The organism is Segniliparus rugosus ATCC BAA-974 (assembly GCF_000185725.2).
Taxonomy (GTDB): Bacteria; Actinomycetota; Actinomycetes; order Mycobacteriales; family Mycobacteriaceae; genus Segniliparus; species Segniliparus rugosus.
Map to the genome: position 1 here is coordinate 398,275 of NZ_KI391954.1, position 14,388 is coordinate 412,662.

Here is a 14,388-nt window from a genome sequence, read left to right on the forward strand (position 1 = left end):
GCTCGGAGCCGCCGTGGCCCTCTTCCTGGCGGCCTCCGCCGCTCCGGCGTACGGCTCATTCGTGGGCGCGGGGCGGTTTGAGGACCGCGAACTCGTCGGTGACTCGCAGCTCGCGGTCCGCGAACCGGTACACAGTGGCGGGCCTTCCGCCGGATTTGACGCTGCCGCCGGTGGGGACGAGCACGCCTCGGCGGCCGAGCACTCGGGCGAGGTTCGTGGCGTCCACTGAGCGGTCGAGCGCCGCGCTGTAGATCCGCCGCAAGGTGGAGAGGGCGAACTCCTCGGGCGCGAGCGCGAACGCGATGTTCGTGTAGGAGAGCTTCGCGGCCAGCCTGGCGCGGGCGGCTGCGGCGACGTCCGCGTGGTCGAAGCTGAGCTTGGGCAGGTCCGAGACCCGGAACCAGGCCGTGTCCGGGGGGAGGGCCGGGTCCGCTGTGGTGGGGACCAGGCCGAGGAACGCGGTCGCGACGACCCGCTCGTCGGGGACGCGGTCGGGCGCGGAGAACACGCTGAGCTGTTCGAGATGCTGGATTTCGCGGACGTCGACCTTCTCCGCGAGTTGGCGGCGCGCGCTGGCTTCGACGTCTTCACGGTCGCCGAGCGTCCCGCCGGGCAGCGACCATGTGCCCGCTTGCGGGGCTATTCCCCTCTCCCACAGCAGGACATGCATCTCGCCGTGGCGGTATTGCAAGACTGTGACGAGCACCTCGTGCCGGGTGCTATGATGGAAGCTCCGCACTTTTCGATTATAGATCGAAAAGTGCGGAGCCCGACGACACCGCCGCGACCTTCCAATGACGCAAGACGTGGACGCGAAGGATGAAGGAGCAGATGTGACCACGACGTTGAGCCACCGGCTCGAACAGTTCGACTCCCCGCTGCGAGCGGAGGTCGTCGACGGCCCCGCCGGTTACTCCGGCGTCGCGCCGGACGAGCGCTGGACGCAGGAGGTGCGCAGGCTCCTCGACCTGCGCGGCGCGGTCCTGCTCGCGCACAACTACCAGCTTCCGGAGATCCAGGACATCGCCGACCACGTCGGGGACTCGCTGGCACTCTCGCGGATCGCGGCTTCAGCGCCCGAGGGGACCATCGTGTTCTGCGGCGTGCATTTCATGGCCGAGACAGCGAAGATCCTGAGCCCGGAGAAGACCGTGCTCATCCCTGACGAGCGCGCGGGCTGCTCGCTGGCCGATTCGATCACCGCGGACGAGTTGCGGGCGTGGCGCAAGGAGCACCCGGACGCGGTGGTGGTCTCCTATGTGAACACCACCGCGGAGGTGAAAGCGCTCACCGACATCTGCTGCACGTCCTCGAACGCGGTCGAAGTGGTCGCCTCCATCCCCGCCGACCGGACCGTCCTGTTCCTGCCGGACCAGTTCCTCGGGGCGCACGTGCGCAGGGAGACCGGCAGGGAGAACTTGCACGTGTGGGCGGGGGAATGCCACGTGCACGCGGGCATCAACGGGGACGAGCTCGCAGCGCAGGCGCAGCGCAGCCCCGAGGCCGAGCTGTTCGTCCACCCCGAATGCGGCTGCGCGACCTCCGCGCTCTATCTGGCGGGCGAAGGAGCCGTGCCGAAAGAGCGGGTCAAGATCCTCTCCACCGGCGGCATGCTCGACGCGGCGCGCGCGACCCAGGCCCGCTCGGTGCTGGTGGCGACTGAGGTCGGGATGCTCCACCAGCTGCGCAACGCCGCCCCCGGCGTGGACTTCCAGCCGGTGAACGACCGCGCGAGCTGCCAATACATGAAGCGGATCAACGCGGCTGCGCTCATCCGCTGCCTCGCGGACGGGCTGGACGAGGTGTTCGTGGACCCACAGGTCGCCGACCGGGCGCGGGCGAGCGTCACGCGGATGATCGAGATCGGCAACCCCGGTTCGGGGGAGTGATGGGCCTTTCGCTGACTGGGGCCCAGCGCGAGGCGGCGCTCGCCGCGGTGCGGGCCGCGCTCGCCGAAGACCTCGCCTACGGGCCGGACGCGACGACGCTGGCGACGGTGGACGCGGCGCAGTCCGGCACGGCCTCGGTCGTGGCCCGCGAGCCCGGTGTGCTCGCCGGGGTCCAAGCCGCGGTCCTCGTCCTTGACGAGGTGCTCGGGCCGGACGGGTACGCGCTGCGCGGCGGCAAGTCGGACGGCGACCGGGTCCTGCCCGGCGACGCGGCGTTCTCGGTGACCGCGCCGCTGCGGGGGCTGCTCACGGCGGAGCGCACGCTTTTGAACCTGATGTGCCATCTGTCGGGGATCGCCACCGCCACGGCGCGCTGGGCCGACCAGCTCGCGGGCACCAAGGCGAAGGTGCGCGACACCCGTAAGACGCTCCCCGGCCTGCGTCTCTTGCAGAAGCACGCCGTGGTGTGCGGCGGCGGGGTGAACCATCGCATGGGCCTTGGCGACGCCGCGCTCATCAAAGACAACCATGTCGCTGCCGCCGGCTCGGTTGCCGAGGCTTTGCGCCGAGTGCGGGCCTTCGCGCCGCAGCTTGCGGTGGAGGTCGAAGTGGACACGCTCGCGCAGCTCGAAGAGATCCTGGCCGAAGGGGTGGAACTGGTCCTGCTCGACAATTTCGACGTGGAGACCACGGCGAAGGCGGTGGCGCTGCGCGACGAGCGCTCCCCGGCGACGCTGCTGGAATCCTCGGGCGGGCTCGCGCTCGCCAACGCGCGCGCCTACGCCGAGACCGGGGTGGACTACCTCGCGGTCGGCGCGCTCACCCACTCGGCGCGGGCGCTGGACCTCGGTCTGGACCTGGGGGAGGCCGGGTCCGGGGGAAGCGGCGCGATCAGAGCATGACCGTTCCTACGCCGCAATCGCGCGCCCCCCGCGCACGCGGCTTCGAGCTTCTTTCGTGGGCGAGCCTGGCGAGCGCCGCTTTCGCGGTCGTGGTGAGCGTTCTGCTCTTTCTCCGGTTCTCGTTTCTGCCGCTCGGAGCTTTCGGCAAGAGCTCCGATATCGACTACGACGGAGTCGTCGCTATCAGAGCCGCGTTGAGCGCGCTCGGGCTCCTCCCGTTGGTCCCAGCGCCGCTCTTCCTCGCGATCGGTTTGCGCGGAGAGCCAAACGCGGCGCGTTTGGCAGTCGGCCTGCTGCTCAGCAGCCTCGCCGGTCTCGCCGCGGCGGGGCAAGTGCTCCACGCGCTCATCGCCTAGCCGTTTGACGTGCGCTGGACCTGGACTAGAGCCACTTGCTGCGGCGGAAGCCGATGAAGAGGCTCGCGCTGACCACAGCCATGACCGAGAGCGCGATGAAGTAGCCGTAATGCCAATGCAGCTCGGGCATGTTGTCGAAGTTCATCCCGTAAATGCCCGCGACCATTGTCGAGACGGCGAAGATCGCCGCCCAAGCGGTGATCTTGCGCATGTCGGTGTTCTGCTGCATGCCCACCTTGCCGAGCGCGGCTTGGACGAGGGAGCTGAGCACTTCGTCATAGCTCGACACCCGCTCCGCGACTGCCGTGTGATGGTCGAGCACGTCCCGGAAGTAGCGGCGGACTTCCTTCGGGACGGTGATGGTGAGCGTCGGGTCGGGGTTCGCGAGGCGGGTGAGCGCCGAGGAGAGCGGGTTCACCGCCCGGCGTAGCTCCACGACCTCGCGCTTGAGCAGGTAGATGAGTTCGATCTCGGTGCTCGCGCCCGGTGTGAAGATCGACTCCTCCATGGCGTCGATGTCGAGCTCCACTGCTTCGGTGACTGTGATGTAGCCGTCCACGATGTGGTCGGCGATGCTGTGCATCACCGCGAGCGGGCCGATGGCCAGCTTCGCGGTCTGGCTCTCCAAATGCTTGCGCACGCCGGTCAGCTCGCCGTGGCCGCCATGACGGACGGTCACGATGAAGTCGCGGCCGACGAAGAGGATGATCTCTCCGGATTCCACGATCTCTTTCGCCTGCGAGATGGACTCGTGCGCGACGTATTTCACCGTCTTGAGCACAAGCTCGAACATGTCGTCGTACTGTTCCAGCTTCGGCCGCTGGTGGGCGTGGACCGCGTCCTCCATCATGAGCTCGTGCAGGCCGAAGACCGCGCCGACCGAGCGCATCTGCTCCTCGTCGGGCTCGAAGAGCCCGACCCAGACGAATCGCGATTTGGGCTGCTCCTCGCCGTTCTGCGGCAGCGGATCGCGGACCTGCGCGAGCGCCTCGGCAGGAGTGGGCTTGCCGGGCTGGCGGAAGCCGTCCACATACACGGCGCAGTCCACGACGATCCTGGATGCGCGGGGCGCGGGCTTCTTCGCGGCGGCGGACTGCGCTGCGGAGGAGAAGCCCAAGACCGAGAGCGGGGTCGCGAGGGGGGAAGGCTGCGACTCTGCTGTGCTGCGGAACCGAGAGGCGCCCTTCGGGGGGAGCGGGGGCATGGTTCCTCCTAAACGTTGCTTTACATTCGGACGTAATCGTAGAGATCGCGCGCGACCGGCTGCCCGTCGGCCGCGGCGGCCGGGTCGAGGGGTCTTCGCCGCCTCACGGTCATAGCGAACTCCTTTCCGACGTGCGACAACCTGCATCCAAACTAGCACTGGGGAGAGGGATGGAGGTTATGCTGTTCGGATATGAACGCGACCGTGATCATCGGGTGGCTGCAGGCCGTCGCGGCGCGCGCGTGGGCCGCGACGGGGCGGTGCCAACGCGCGCTGCTGGCGTGCTCGCTCGTCGGCGCGGCGATCGTCTGGGCGGACGTGCGCCAACCGGCTCCGCGCGTCGTGGTCGGAGCCGGCACGCAGATCCCTTCGCAGATCCTCGCCAGGCTCTATGTCGGCACGCTCAACTCGGCCGCCGTGCCTGCGGTCCTCGCCCCGTCCGGCAAGGCGACTTGGCAGGAGCGCCTGGCTGCGGTCGACTCGGGGGACTGGGCGGTGACCGCGGAGGAGGGCCGAGGCCTGCTCGCCGCGCTGAACCCGAGGATCCTTCCGGAGCAGAACGTCTTCGGGCTCTCCGGACAGCTCTCGGGCCAACTGCCCGAAGGGCTCGACATCAGCGACATCACCCCGAACGGGAGCGTCGCGGTGTACCGGATCGGCTCGCTCACCTACAAACACAGCAAAGGGCTCGGCGTTCTGGCGGACCAGCTCAACGCGTCCGAGCTCGCCGCCCTCGTCCACGCCGTGCAGCAGGGCGGGGACATCGACGCGATCACGGGCCGCTGGCTCATTGCGCACAATTTCAACAAGACGGATCGGGAGAAGTTGGAAGACCAGCTGTAGTGGCTTGTCTTGTTGGAATCGGGCTAGCACAGGAACAAGACGGATCGGGAGAAGCTGGAAGACCAGCTGTCGGGGCGGCTCGGAAGCCGCCGCTATTTCAACGCCAACGCCCCGACCGGTGTGCCGGAGGAGCCGGTGATCGGCAGATGCGGGGCGACGAACATGAACTCGTACACCTTGTCACGGGCGCAGTCGTCGGCGAGCGCGTCGAGGTCGAATATCTCGCCGAAGGCCAGACCGGCGTGGACGAGCAGCACGGCGTGGAGGGGCTGGTAGTACCCGATCTCGTTGGGACGGACTTCGATGCCCCAGGTATCGGTCGCGAGCGCCGCGATGTCGTGGTGGCGGATCCACGGCGCGGCGTGCAAGGAGACTCCCGGCGCGTCCCCGCCCGCGTAATCGCCCCAATTGCCGCGTCGCGCCCCGAGGAAGCCTGTGCGCACGAGCAATGCGTCCCCCGGCAAGATCTCGACTCCCTCGCTTTCGAGGCATTCCTCGATATCGTCGCTGGTGATCGCATAGCCCGGTTCGAGGGCGTCGACGCCTTTGTGCCGCGCGACATCGACCAGCACGCCTCGCGCGACCCCCCGGTCCGCGACATGCTCGGCCGAGTTGTGCGCGGACCCGGCGGCGGTCACCTCTGCTGCGGGGCGGTTGTTGTACATCTTCCCTTCCCAGAAGACATGGTTCAAACAGTCCCATTGCGTGCCGGACTGCGTCGGCATGAGCACGACATGGTCGGAGAACCCGACGCCCGGACGGGGAGCGAGGCCCATCGCGACGAGGTCCTGCCGCCCGGAGGCCACGTCGGTGCCGGTCGCCGCCGCGTACAGAATCGGGTTGAAACGGCCCCAGACCCCTGTCTGCGGGCCGTGTTGGTCGTACGGCAGGCTCAGCGGGATAGATTTGCCCTGCCGGACCAGGGAAGCGGCATGTTTGACCTGCTCCGGTCCGACGAGGTTCCAGGTCCCTGCCTGGTCGTCCTCGCCCCATCGTCCCCAATTGGAGCATTCTGCGATGTATCGCCGGATGACCGCTTCGTCGTCTGCGCCGTTTGTCTCAGCCATGGTGTTCCTCCTGGTGCGCCGGTCTATTGTGGGATGTCGCCCCATGGGGTGGGCTCCGCGTCCAAGGGGATCTCGAAGGATTTCAGGAAGATCGACGTCATCACGTAGTGGCCGACCAGGAGGGCTATCTCCGCGATCTGCCGGTCGTCGTGGTCGTCGGCGAGCGCGGCGACAACGGAGGGCGTGACGGCGTTGGCGACTGCGGCGTCCACGTATGCGATCAGCCGCGCGAGTCGAGGGTCCTCGAAGTCGACGGATTTGGCGAGCAGTTTCTCGATGTCGCTGTCGTCGACGCCGACCGAGCGGGCTATTTCCTTATGCTGCATCGCCTCGTAGGCGTTGTCGAGCAGGCCGCCGACTCGCAGGATGACGCTTTCGCGGTCCTTCGGGGGCAGCGACGCGCGCCGGAAGGACATGCCGAGGTCGAGGTATGGCTGCGCGGAAGCCTCTGCGAGCACCATGTAGCGCATGAGATTGGCGGGGAAGCGGTCGTAGACGGCGCGTTGCGCCGGAGTGAGCGAGTCGAGGTCGGGAGGGGCGGGCATGACGGCCTTTCCTGGGGGCGTTGCGACGAGTGAGAGTTAACGCAGTTGTCTTGCTTTAACTCCCACTCTAGTCCGAACGCCGATTTATCGCAAGGATTCTGCGTTAATATCGGACATATGCGCGAGGAGAGCTCATCTGTCCGCCGCCGCACGGGCGGACGCTCCGCCGTCGTGCGCGAACGGGTCTTGCGGGCGACTTTGGACGCGGTCGCCGAACATGGCGTTGCAGGAGTCGTGATCAGCCAGATCGCTCGAACGGCGGGCGTGCACGACACGACGGTCTACCGGCGCTGGCCGAGCCGCGAACACCTTGTCGTCGACGCGTTGCTCGCCTACAGCGAACAGCAGCTTCCTGTTCCGGACACCGGTTCGTTACGAGGCGACCTCATGGCGTTCGCCCTTGCGATGACGGCCTACTTGTCCACACCTCTCGGTCTCGCGCTCGTCCGGTCGTTGATCATGGTCGACGATCCGGGTTTCGACGAACAACGCGCCGCGTTCTGGCGGTCGCGGTTCGACCTGGCCCACGTGATGCTCGACCGAGCGGCCGCCCGTGGCGAACTCGCCCGTGACATGCCGCCGGATCTGCTGTTGGAGATGCTCGTCGCGCCCCTCTACTACCGGGCGCTGCTCACCAGAGAACAGACGGACGAGCGCGTCGTCGTCCCGCTCGTCGAGGCCGTCGTGTCCATTGCGGGGGCATGACCCCGGCGATCTCTCCGTCAGGCGAACGCCTGGCGAAGCAGCTCTTGTTGCTCCACCTCGTGCACCTTCGCCGAGCCCGAGGACGGGGCGCTCATCGCGCGGCGGGAGACCCTGGTGAGCTTCGGCAAGAGGTCCGGCAGAAGCTCGGGCAGAGCGAGGCCAAGGTGCGGCCACGGGCCCTGGTTCGCAGGCTCTTCCTGCGCCCAGCGGAAGTCCGAGGCGTTCGGGTAGCGCTCAAGGGCGGCCCGCAGGCGCTTGACCGGCTCGGGGTAGAGCTGCTCGATCCGGACGATCGCGATGTCCTCGCGGCCTTCCTTCTCTTTGCGCTCCGCGAGCTGCCAGTAGAGCTTGCCGCTGGTGAGGATCACCGTGCGCACTTTCTGGGCGGCGGCTTCGGTCGCGGTCGTCGGGTCGTCGAGCACGGAGAGGAACTTGCCCTCGGTGAAGTCCGCGATGGAGCTGACCGCGTGCTTGTTGCGCAGCATCGACTTGGGGGTGAAGACGATCAGCGGGCGGGTGATACCGTCCAGGCTGTGCCTGCGCAGCAGGTGGAAGTAGCTCGCCGGGGTGGACGGGTGCGCCACGGTCATCGAGTTCTCCGCGCAGAGCGACAGGTAGCGCTCGATGCGGCCCGAGCTGTGGTCGGGGCCTTGGCCCTCCTGTCCGTGGGGGAGCAGGAGCACCACGTCGGAGCGCTGTCCCCACTTGGCCTCGCCGGAGGAGATGTACTCGTCGATGATGGACTGGGCTCCGTTGGCGAAGTCGCCGAACTGCGCCTCCCACAGCGTGAGGGTGGTCGGGTTGGCGAGCGAGTAGCCGTACTCGAAGCCCATGACCGCGTACTCGGACAGCGGGGAGTCGTACACCTCGAACCGGGCGTCGCTCCCGGCTTTCGCGGCGAGGACGGAGAGCGGGCTGAACAGCTCGCCGTTGTGCCGGTCGATGAGCAGCGCGTGGCGCTGGCTGAACGTGCCACGGCGGCAGTCCTGGCCAGAGAGCCGCACGCCGCGCCCCTCCAGAAGGAGCGAGCCGAAGGCGAAGAGCTCGGCGGTCGACCAGTCGACGTTCCCGGAGCGGGACATCTCGTGGCGGCGCTGGTTGACCGGGAACACCTTCGGATGCGGCGTGAAGCCCTCCGGAAGGTCCACGAGGGCGTCGCCGATCTTCTCCAACACGGTTTTCGGCACCGCGGTGACCAGGGAGATCGGCAGCTGCTGGTCGGCCTCCACCGAGTGGCTCGGAGCGGGCGGGATCCGCTCGAGCTCCTTGACCTCGTTGAACACCCGCTCCAGCTGGCCCTGGTAGTCGCGGAGGGCGTCGTCGGCCTCTTTGATGGTGATGTCGCCTCGGCCGATCAGCGCCTCGGTGTAGCTCTTGCGCACCGAGCGCTTGTTCTCGATCACGTCGTACATGGTCGGCTGCGTCATCGAAGGGTCGTCGCCCTCGTTGTGGCCGCGCTGGCGGTAGCAGATCAGATCGATGACGACGTCGCGGTGGAACCGTTCGCGGAAGTCCACGGCGAGCTGGGCGACCCACACGGCGGCCTCGGGGTCGTCCCCGTTCACGTGGAAGACCGGGGCGCCGATGGTCTTGGCGACGTCGGTGCAGTACACGCTGGAGCGGCCCTCGTCCGGGGAGGTGGTGAAGGCGATCTGGTTGTTCACCACGATGTGGACGGTGCCGCCGATGTTGTAGCCGGTGAGGCCGGACATGTTGAGGGTCTCGGCGACCACGCCTTGGCCCGCGAACGCGCCGTCGCCGTGCAGGGCGAGCGCCATGATCGGGAACCGCTCGGCTCCGTCCTCGACCTGGTCCTGCTTGCCCCGGACGATGCCCGCGAGCACCGGGTCCACGGCTTCGAGGTGGCTGGGGTTGGCGGTGAGGGAGACCTTGATCTCGTTCTCGCCGAACATCTGGAAGTAGGTGCCCTCGGCCCCGAGGTGGTACTTCACGTCGCCGGAGCCGTGGTAGAGGCTCGGGTCGAGGTTGCCCTCGAACTCGTTGAAGATCAACTTGTAGGGCTTGCCGACGATGTTGGCGAGCACGTTGAGCCTGCCTCGGTGGGGCATGCCGATGACGACTTCGTCGAGCGCGTGCTCGGCGGCCCGGTCGATGATGGCGTCCATCATCGGGATGGTCGTCTCGGCCCCTTCGAGCGAGAAGCGCTTCTGTCCGATGTATTTGGTGTGCAAGAAGTTCTCGAAGGACTCGGCGGCGTTGAGCTTCGAGAGAATGTACTTCTGCATGTTGACGCTCAGCTTCTGGTGCCGGACCTCCACCTGCTCCTGGAGCCATTCGCGCTGCTCGGGCTCGAGGATGTGGGCGTACTCCACGCCGACGTGGCGGCAGTACGAGTCGCGGAGCACCGCGAGCACGTCGCGCAGCTTCATCCGCTCTTTGCCCTGGAAGCCGCCGACGTTGAAGGTGCGGTCGAGATCCCACAGGGTCAGGTTGTGGTTGAGCACGTCGAGGTCGGGGTGGCCGGTGCGGCGCTGCTGGTTGAAGAGCAGCGGGTCGGTGTCCGCCATGAGGTGCCCTCGGGAGCGGTACGCGGAGATGATCTCAAGGACGCGGGTGGACTTGTCCACGCCGTGCTCGACGATGTCCGAGCGCCACCGGATCGGCTCGTAGGGGATCCGCAGCGCGGTGTACAGCTCGTCGTAGAACTCGTCGGAGACGAGCAGCTGGTGCACGGTGCGCAGGAAGTCGCCGGACTCGGCCCCCTGGATGATGCGGTGGTCGTAGGTCGAGGTGAGGGTGATGAGCTTGCCGACCGCGAGTTCGGCGATGCGCTCTTCGCTCGCGCCCTGGAACTCGGCGGGGTACTCCATGGCGCCCACGCCGATGATCGCGCCCTGGCCCGCCATGAGACGGGGCACGGAGTGGACGGTGCCGATGGTGCCGGGGTTGGTCAGGGAGATGGTGACCCCGGCGTAGTCCTCGGTGCCGAGTTTGCCTTCGCGGCCCCGGCGCACGACGTCCTCGTACGCGGCGATGAACTGGCCGAAGCCGAACTCCTCGCAGTGTTTGATCGCCGGGACCACCAGGGTCCGCTTGCCGTCCTTGCCGACGGTGTCGATGGCGATGCCGAGGTTGATGTGCGCGGGGGTGACCAGCTGGGGCTTGCCGTCCACCTCGGCGAAGTGCCGGTTCATGCCGGGGAACTTCTTCACCGCCTGCACCACGGCGTAGCCGATGAGGTGGGTGAAGGAGATCTTGCCGCCGCGAGTGCGGTTCATGTGGTTGTTGATGACGATGCGGTTGTCGATCATCGCCTTGGCAGGGATGGCCCGCACGCTCGTGGCCGTCGGCACGCTCAGGGAGGCGGTCATGTTCTTCGCCACAGCGGCGGCGATGCCTTTGAGGGGGACGCTCTCGTCGCTGGCCGGGGCGGACGGCGCGGCGGGTTGCGGGGCGGGAGCCGCCGGAGCGGGGGGCTTGGGGGCGGCTGGGGCGGGGCTCTGCGCGACCGGGGCGCTGCCGTTCGAAGCCTTCGGGGCGGGCGGAGCCGCCGGGGCAGGAGGAGTCGGGGCCGGAGCCTTCGGGGCTGGCGCGGGGGCGGGCTCCGGGGCGTGGCTGCCGTTGTCGGCTCCAGCGATCGAGTCCAATGTGGAGTGGTAGTCCGTCAGGAACTCGTGCCAACTCGGGTCGACCGAACTCGGGTTCTCCTTGAACCGGTGGTACATCTCTTCCACAAGCCACGAGTTCTGTCCGAAATCGACGGTGGTCTCACTCACAGGAGCTCTCGCCCACTTTCCCTCTTGCCCACTTGCGCGGTGTGCTTGACCGGGACGGCGCGACCCGGTCCTTCAGCTCCGGTTTTGTCGGAGCGCCATTCAGAATACTCGCCTTTCTGAGAGGTTGGTAAGGCCGAGGGGGTCCTCCGATGTGGGCGAGAGCGGATCACTCGGAGGCTGTGGGGAAGAGCACTGCCGAGTTCAAGTATCCGTCTGGGTCGAAGGCCCGTTTGACCGAGCGCATCGCGGCGATCTCCTCGGGGCTGCGCGCGAGGGAGAGGTAGTCGCGTTTGAGGCTGCCGAGCCCGTGCTCGGAGCTGATGTTCCCGCCGTGCTCGGCGATCAAATCGAGCATCGGGCCGAAGACGCGGCTCGGGTCGGGGCAGCGCAGCACGTTCAAGTGCAGGTTGCCGACGCCGATATGGCCGAAAAGGACGGGGATCGCGTCGGGAGCCTGCTCGGCTAGCAGCGCGGCCGCGTCGGCGGCGAACGGGGCGACGGACTCGAAGTTCAGCGAGAGGTCGAATTTCGTCGGCGGGCCGAAGAGCTTGGTCACTTCGGCGAAGGACTCGCGGACCTGCCAGAGCTTGGCGCGCCCGACGGAGTCCTGGCTGATCGCGGGTTCTTCGACCACCTCGGCGGCGGCGAGCAACTCGGCGAGCTCGACGAGCTGTTCCCTGTCGCTCGCGAGCTCCGCCAAGAGGAGCCATTCCGCTTTCACCGGGCAGGCGAGCCCCAGCCGGTCCGACGCGAGGCGCACCCCTTCGCCGTCGAGGAGTTCGAGCGCGTCCACCCCAGGGACGTCGCGCAGGCAGACTGCCGCCGCGACGAGGTCCTCGAGGGCCGCGAAACCAGCGAGCGCGGTGACCCGGTGCCGGGGCCGGGGCCGCAGCGCCACTTCGACCGCCGTGACGACGCCGAGCACGCCCTCGCTGCCCACGAACAACGAGGCGAGGTCGAGGCCGCTGCGGTCGTCGGGGACGCGGGGGAACCGTTTGATGATCGAGCCGTCGGGCAGCACCGCCTCAAGGCCGCGCATTTGCTCGCTGGTCCGGCCGTAGCGGATGGTGTGCAGCCCGCCCGCGTTCGTGGCGACCATGCCGCCGATCGTCGCGCTGTCGCGGGCGGAGAGGTCGACGCCGAAGAGCAGGCCGTGCTCGGCGGCGAGCGAGCGCAGCGTCTGGAGCTTCGTCCCCGCGCCGACCCGGACGCATTTGTGGGTGGGGTCGACCGCGCCGACCTCGGTCAGCCGGGAGGTGGACAGGAGCACGTCCCCGCGCCGGGGCACGGTGCCGGACACCAGCGAGGTGCCGCCGCCGTGGATGGTGACCGGCGCGCCCGAGGCGCGGCATACGTTCAACACCTCGGCGATTTGGTCGGCGTCCCCCGGCCGGACCACCGCGCGGGCCGCCCCCCGGTCCCTGCCGGTCCAATCGGTCGCCCAGCCGACGAGCACATCTGGATCGGTGAGCAGGTGCGCCGTGCCGACGATGGCTTCGAGCTTGGACTCCAGCGTGGACATCTCGCAGATAGTACGCCCTGCTGCGGGGGGAGAAAAGAGGAACTTTACGCCTGGGAAAGATGGGGCTCCTGTGGCCGAATGGTGGATCTCCCGGCGAAGATCCGGTCCGCCGCCGCGTGCCGCAGGGGCATGGCCGAGGCCCGTTAGAAGATCGCGCCGGGGTTCAAGACGCCCTCGGGGTCGAGCGCGGTTTTGATCCGTCGGGACAGCGCCATGGCCGCCGGCCCGATCTGGTCGGGCAGCCAGCCTTTTTTGAGCCTGCCGACCCCGTGTTCCCCGGTGATCGTGCCGTCCAAGCGGATCGCGAGGTCCATGATCTCGCCGAACGCGCGCTCGGCCCGGCGGGTCTCGTCCTCGTCCTCGGGGTCGTGCACGATGAGCGGATGGGTGTTCCCGTCGCCCGCGTGCGCGATGACGGCGATGGTCACCTCGTTCGCCGCGCCGATGGCGCGGACCCCGTCGATCAGATCCGGCAGTTTCGGGATGGGCACGCCGACGTCTTCGAGGAGGAGGTGGCCGAGGCGTTCCACGGCGGGAATCGCGGCGCGGCGGGCGACGACGAACGCCTCGCCCTCGTGGGGGTCGGTGGTGACGAAGACCTCGGCGGCCCCGACCGCGCCGACGATCTCGGCGATCAGCTCGACTTCGGAGCCCGCCGCTTCGCCGGGGGCGTCGGATTGGATGACGAGCATGGCCTCTGCCTGGCGGTCGAGCCCCATGCGGAGCATGTCCTCGACCGCGTTGATCGTGGCGCGGTCCATGAATTCGAGCATGGCGGGGCGCAGTTTGCCGCAAATCGCGAGCACCGCTTCGCTTGCCTTGCGGACCTCGCCGAAGGTGGCGATCAGCGTGCTCGGCTTGGGTTGGGCGGGCAGCAGGCGCAGCGTGGCCTCGGTGAACACGCCGAGGGTCCCCTCGCTGCCGACGAAGAGCTTGAGCAGGGACAGCCCTGCGGTGTCCTTGATCCTCGGCCCGCCGAGGCGCAGCACCTCGCCGTCCGCGAGGACCACTTCAAGGCCGAGGACGTAGTCGGTGGTGACGCCGTATTTCACGCAGCACAGCCCGCCCGCGTTCGTGGCGATGTTCCCGCCGATGCTGCAGAACTCGTAGGAAGAGGGGTCGGGCGGGTACCACAGGCCGTGCTCGGCCGCTGCGGCTTTGAGCTCGGCGTTGAGCAGGCCCGGCCCGACGACGGCCACACGGGTGACCGGGTCGACGGCGACGGCGCGCATCCGCTCGGTGGACAGGACGAGGCAGCCGTCGACGGCGGTGGAGCCGCCGGACAGGCTGGACCCTGCGCCGCGCGGGACCACGGCGACGGCGTTCGCGCTCGCCCACCGCAGGATGCGGCTCACCTCCTCGGCGGAAGTGGGCCGGGCCACCGCGCGCGGCGTTCCTGCCTTGGGGTCGTCGGCGCGGTCGCGCCGGTAGCTCTCGAGGATGTCCGGGTCGTCGATCACCACGCCAGGCGGGAGCTGTGCCGCGAGTCCGGCGAAGAGCAGGTCCATGTCGTGCTCGCCGGGGACGGGGGAGGATGCCATGCGTCTTTTCCTAGCACTTCGCACAGGCGCGGCTTCGCGCGCGGTCGCGCAATGGCGAACGGACTGCGACGAACAGC

Annotated in this window: 12 protein-coding genes; 5 read left to right on the top strand and 7 right to left on the bottom strand. The window is 68.3% G+C overall.

Annotation, left to right across the window (positions count from 1 at the left end; all coding sequences use genetic code 11):
* Positions 1 to 55: 55 nt before the first annotated feature.
* Positions 56 to 739 (bottom strand): NUDIX domain-containing protein, encoded by a 684-nt coding sequence (locus HMPREF9336_RS11830; protein ID WP_280110260.1) that lies wholly within the window; start codon positions 737 to 739, stop codon positions 56 to 58.
* Between the two features lie 94 nt (positions 740 to 833).
* Here HMPREF9336_RS11830 and nadA point away from each other — a divergent pair, with 94 nt between their 5' ends.
* The 3 genes from nadA to HMPREF9336_RS11845 are packed head-to-tail and all read left to right on the top strand — an operon-like array spanning position 834 to position 3,147.
* Positions 834 to 1,889 (top strand): quinolinate synthase NadA, encoded by a 1,056-nt coding sequence (nadA, locus tag HMPREF9336_RS11835; RefSeq protein ID WP_021030573.1) that lies wholly within the window; start codon positions 834 to 836, stop codon positions 1,887 to 1,889.
* Positions 1,889 to 2,791 carry a carboxylating nicotinate-nucleotide diphosphorylase gene (gene nadC / locus HMPREF9336_RS11840; protein WP_007467300.1) on the top strand — a complete coding sequence of 301 codons (903 nt, stop codon included), beginning with the start codon at positions 1,889 to 1,891 and terminating at the stop codon, positions 2,789 to 2,791. The genes nadA and nadC overlap by 1 nt, the downstream gene beginning before the upstream one ends.
* On the top strand, positions 2,788 to 3,147 hold the full coding sequence (locus HMPREF9336_RS11845) for a hypothetical protein (RefSeq protein ID WP_007467301.1): 360 nt from the start codon (positions 2,788 to 2,790) through the stop codon (positions 3,145 to 3,147). Before nadC ends, HMPREF9336_RS11845 begins: the two co-directional genes overlap by 4 nt.
* Positions 3,148 to 3,172: 25 nt before the next feature.
* Here HMPREF9336_RS11845 and corA read toward each other — a convergent pair whose 3' ends face one another.
* A complete protein-coding gene (corA, locus tag HMPREF9336_RS11850; protein WP_007467303.1) occupies positions 3,173 to 4,351 on the bottom strand; it encodes a magnesium/cobalt transporter CorA in 1,179 nt (392 codons plus the stop codon).
* 192 nt (positions 4,352 to 4,543) lie between these two features.
* Between corA and HMPREF9336_RS11855 the strand changes: the two genes are divergently transcribed.
* Positions 4,544 to 5,194: a hypothetical protein gene (locus tag HMPREF9336_RS11855; protein WP_007467304.1), complete on the top strand. Its 651-nt coding sequence runs from the start codon at positions 4,544 to 4,546 to the stop codon at positions 5,192 to 5,194.
* Positions 5,195 to 5,286: 92 nt separating this feature from the next.
* On the opposite strand, the gene HMPREF9336_RS11860 is transcribed toward HMPREF9336_RS11855, so the two are convergent.
* Positions 5,287 to 6,261 (bottom strand): cyclase family protein, encoded by a 975-nt coding sequence (locus tag HMPREF9336_RS11860; protein WP_007467306.1) that lies wholly within the window; start codon positions 6,259 to 6,261, stop codon positions 5,287 to 5,289.
* A 23-nt stretch (positions 6,262 to 6,284) separates the two neighbouring features.
* Positions 6,285 to 6,806, bottom strand: a complete 522-nt coding sequence (locus HMPREF9336_RS11865) for a carboxymuconolactone decarboxylase family protein (RefSeq protein WP_007467308.1) — start codon at positions 6,804 to 6,806, stop codon at positions 6,285 to 6,287.
* A 117-nt stretch (positions 6,807 to 6,923) separates the two neighbouring features.
* On the opposite strand from HMPREF9336_RS11865, the gene HMPREF9336_RS11870 reads away from it, so the two are divergent.
* Positions 6,924 to 7,511, top strand: coding sequence for a TetR/AcrR family transcriptional regulator (locus tag HMPREF9336_RS11870; RefSeq protein WP_007467311.1), 588 nt, complete (start codon positions 6,924 to 6,926; stop codon positions 7,509 to 7,511).
* Positions 7,512 to 7,528: 17 nt separating this feature from the next.
* Here HMPREF9336_RS11870 and HMPREF9336_RS11875 read toward each other — a convergent pair whose 3' ends face one another.
* The 3 genes from HMPREF9336_RS11875 to HMPREF9336_RS11885 all read right to left on the bottom strand — a co-directional run bounded on the left by HMPREF9336_RS11875 (position 7,529) and on the right by HMPREF9336_RS11885 (position 14,311).
* On the bottom strand, positions 7,529 to 11,197 hold the full coding sequence (locus HMPREF9336_RS11875) for a multifunctional oxoglutarate decarboxylase/oxoglutarate dehydrogenase thiamine pyrophosphate-binding subunit/dihydrolipoyllysine-residue succinyltransferase subunit (RefSeq protein WP_051357408.1): 3,669 nt from the start codon (positions 11,195 to 11,197) through the stop codon (positions 7,529 to 7,531).
* 217 nt (positions 11,198 to 11,414) lie between these two features.
* A complete protein-coding gene (locus tag HMPREF9336_RS11880; RefSeq protein ID WP_021030576.1) occupies positions 11,415 to 12,770 on the bottom strand; it encodes an FAD-binding oxidoreductase in 1,356 nt (451 codons plus the stop codon).
* A gap of 143 nt (positions 12,771 to 12,913) precedes the next feature.
* The gene (locus HMPREF9336_RS11885) at positions 12,914 to 14,311 is read right to left on the bottom strand and encodes an FAD-binding oxidoreductase (RefSeq protein WP_007467319.1); all 1,398 of its coding nucleotides are present in this window, start codon (positions 14,309 to 14,311) and stop codon (positions 12,914 to 12,916) included.
* Positions 14,312 to 14,388: the final 77 nt, after the last annotated feature.

What these genes read in the sequence shown, in the direction of transcription:
- nadC (WP_007467300.1), top strand. Translation starts at nt 1,889, where the DNA reads ATGGGCCTTTCGCTGACTGGGGCCCAGCGCGAGGCGGCGCTCGCCGCG.
- HMPREF9336_RS11845 (WP_007467301.1), top strand. Translation starts at nt 2,788, where the DNA reads ATGACCGTTCCTACGCCGCAATCGCGCGCCCCCCGCGCACGCGGCTTC.
- corA (WP_007467303.1), bottom strand. Translation starts at nt 4,351, where the DNA reads ATGCCCCCGCTCCCCCCGAAGGGCGCCTCTCGGTTCCGCAGCACAGCA.
- HMPREF9336_RS11855 (WP_007467304.1), top strand. Translation starts at nt 4,544, where the DNA reads ATGAACGCGACCGTGATCATCGGGTGGCTGCAGGCCGTCGCGGCGCGC.
- HMPREF9336_RS11860 (WP_007467306.1), bottom strand. Translation starts at nt 6,261, where the DNA reads ATGGCTGAGACAAACGGCGCAGACGACGAAGCGGTCATCCGGCGATAC.
- HMPREF9336_RS11865 (WP_007467308.1), bottom strand. Translation starts at nt 6,806, where the DNA reads ATGCCCGCCCCTCCCGACCTCGACTCGCTCACTCCGGCGCAACGCGCC.
- HMPREF9336_RS11870 (WP_007467311.1), top strand. Translation starts at nt 6,924, where the DNA reads ATGCGCGAGGAGAGCTCATCTGTCCGCCGCCGCACGGGCGGACGCTCC.
- HMPREF9336_RS11875 (WP_051357408.1), bottom strand. Translation starts at nt 11,197, where the DNA reads ATGTACCACCGGTTCAAGGAGAACCCGAGTTCGGTCGACCCGAGTTGG.
- HMPREF9336_RS11880 (WP_021030576.1), bottom strand. Translation starts at nt 12,770, where the DNA reads ATGTCCACGCTGGAGTCCAAGCTCGAAGCCATCGTCGGCACGGCGCAC.
- HMPREF9336_RS11885 (WP_007467319.1), bottom strand. Translation starts at nt 14,311, where the DNA reads ATGGCATCCTCCCCCGTCCCCGGCGAGCACGACATGGACCTGCTCTTC.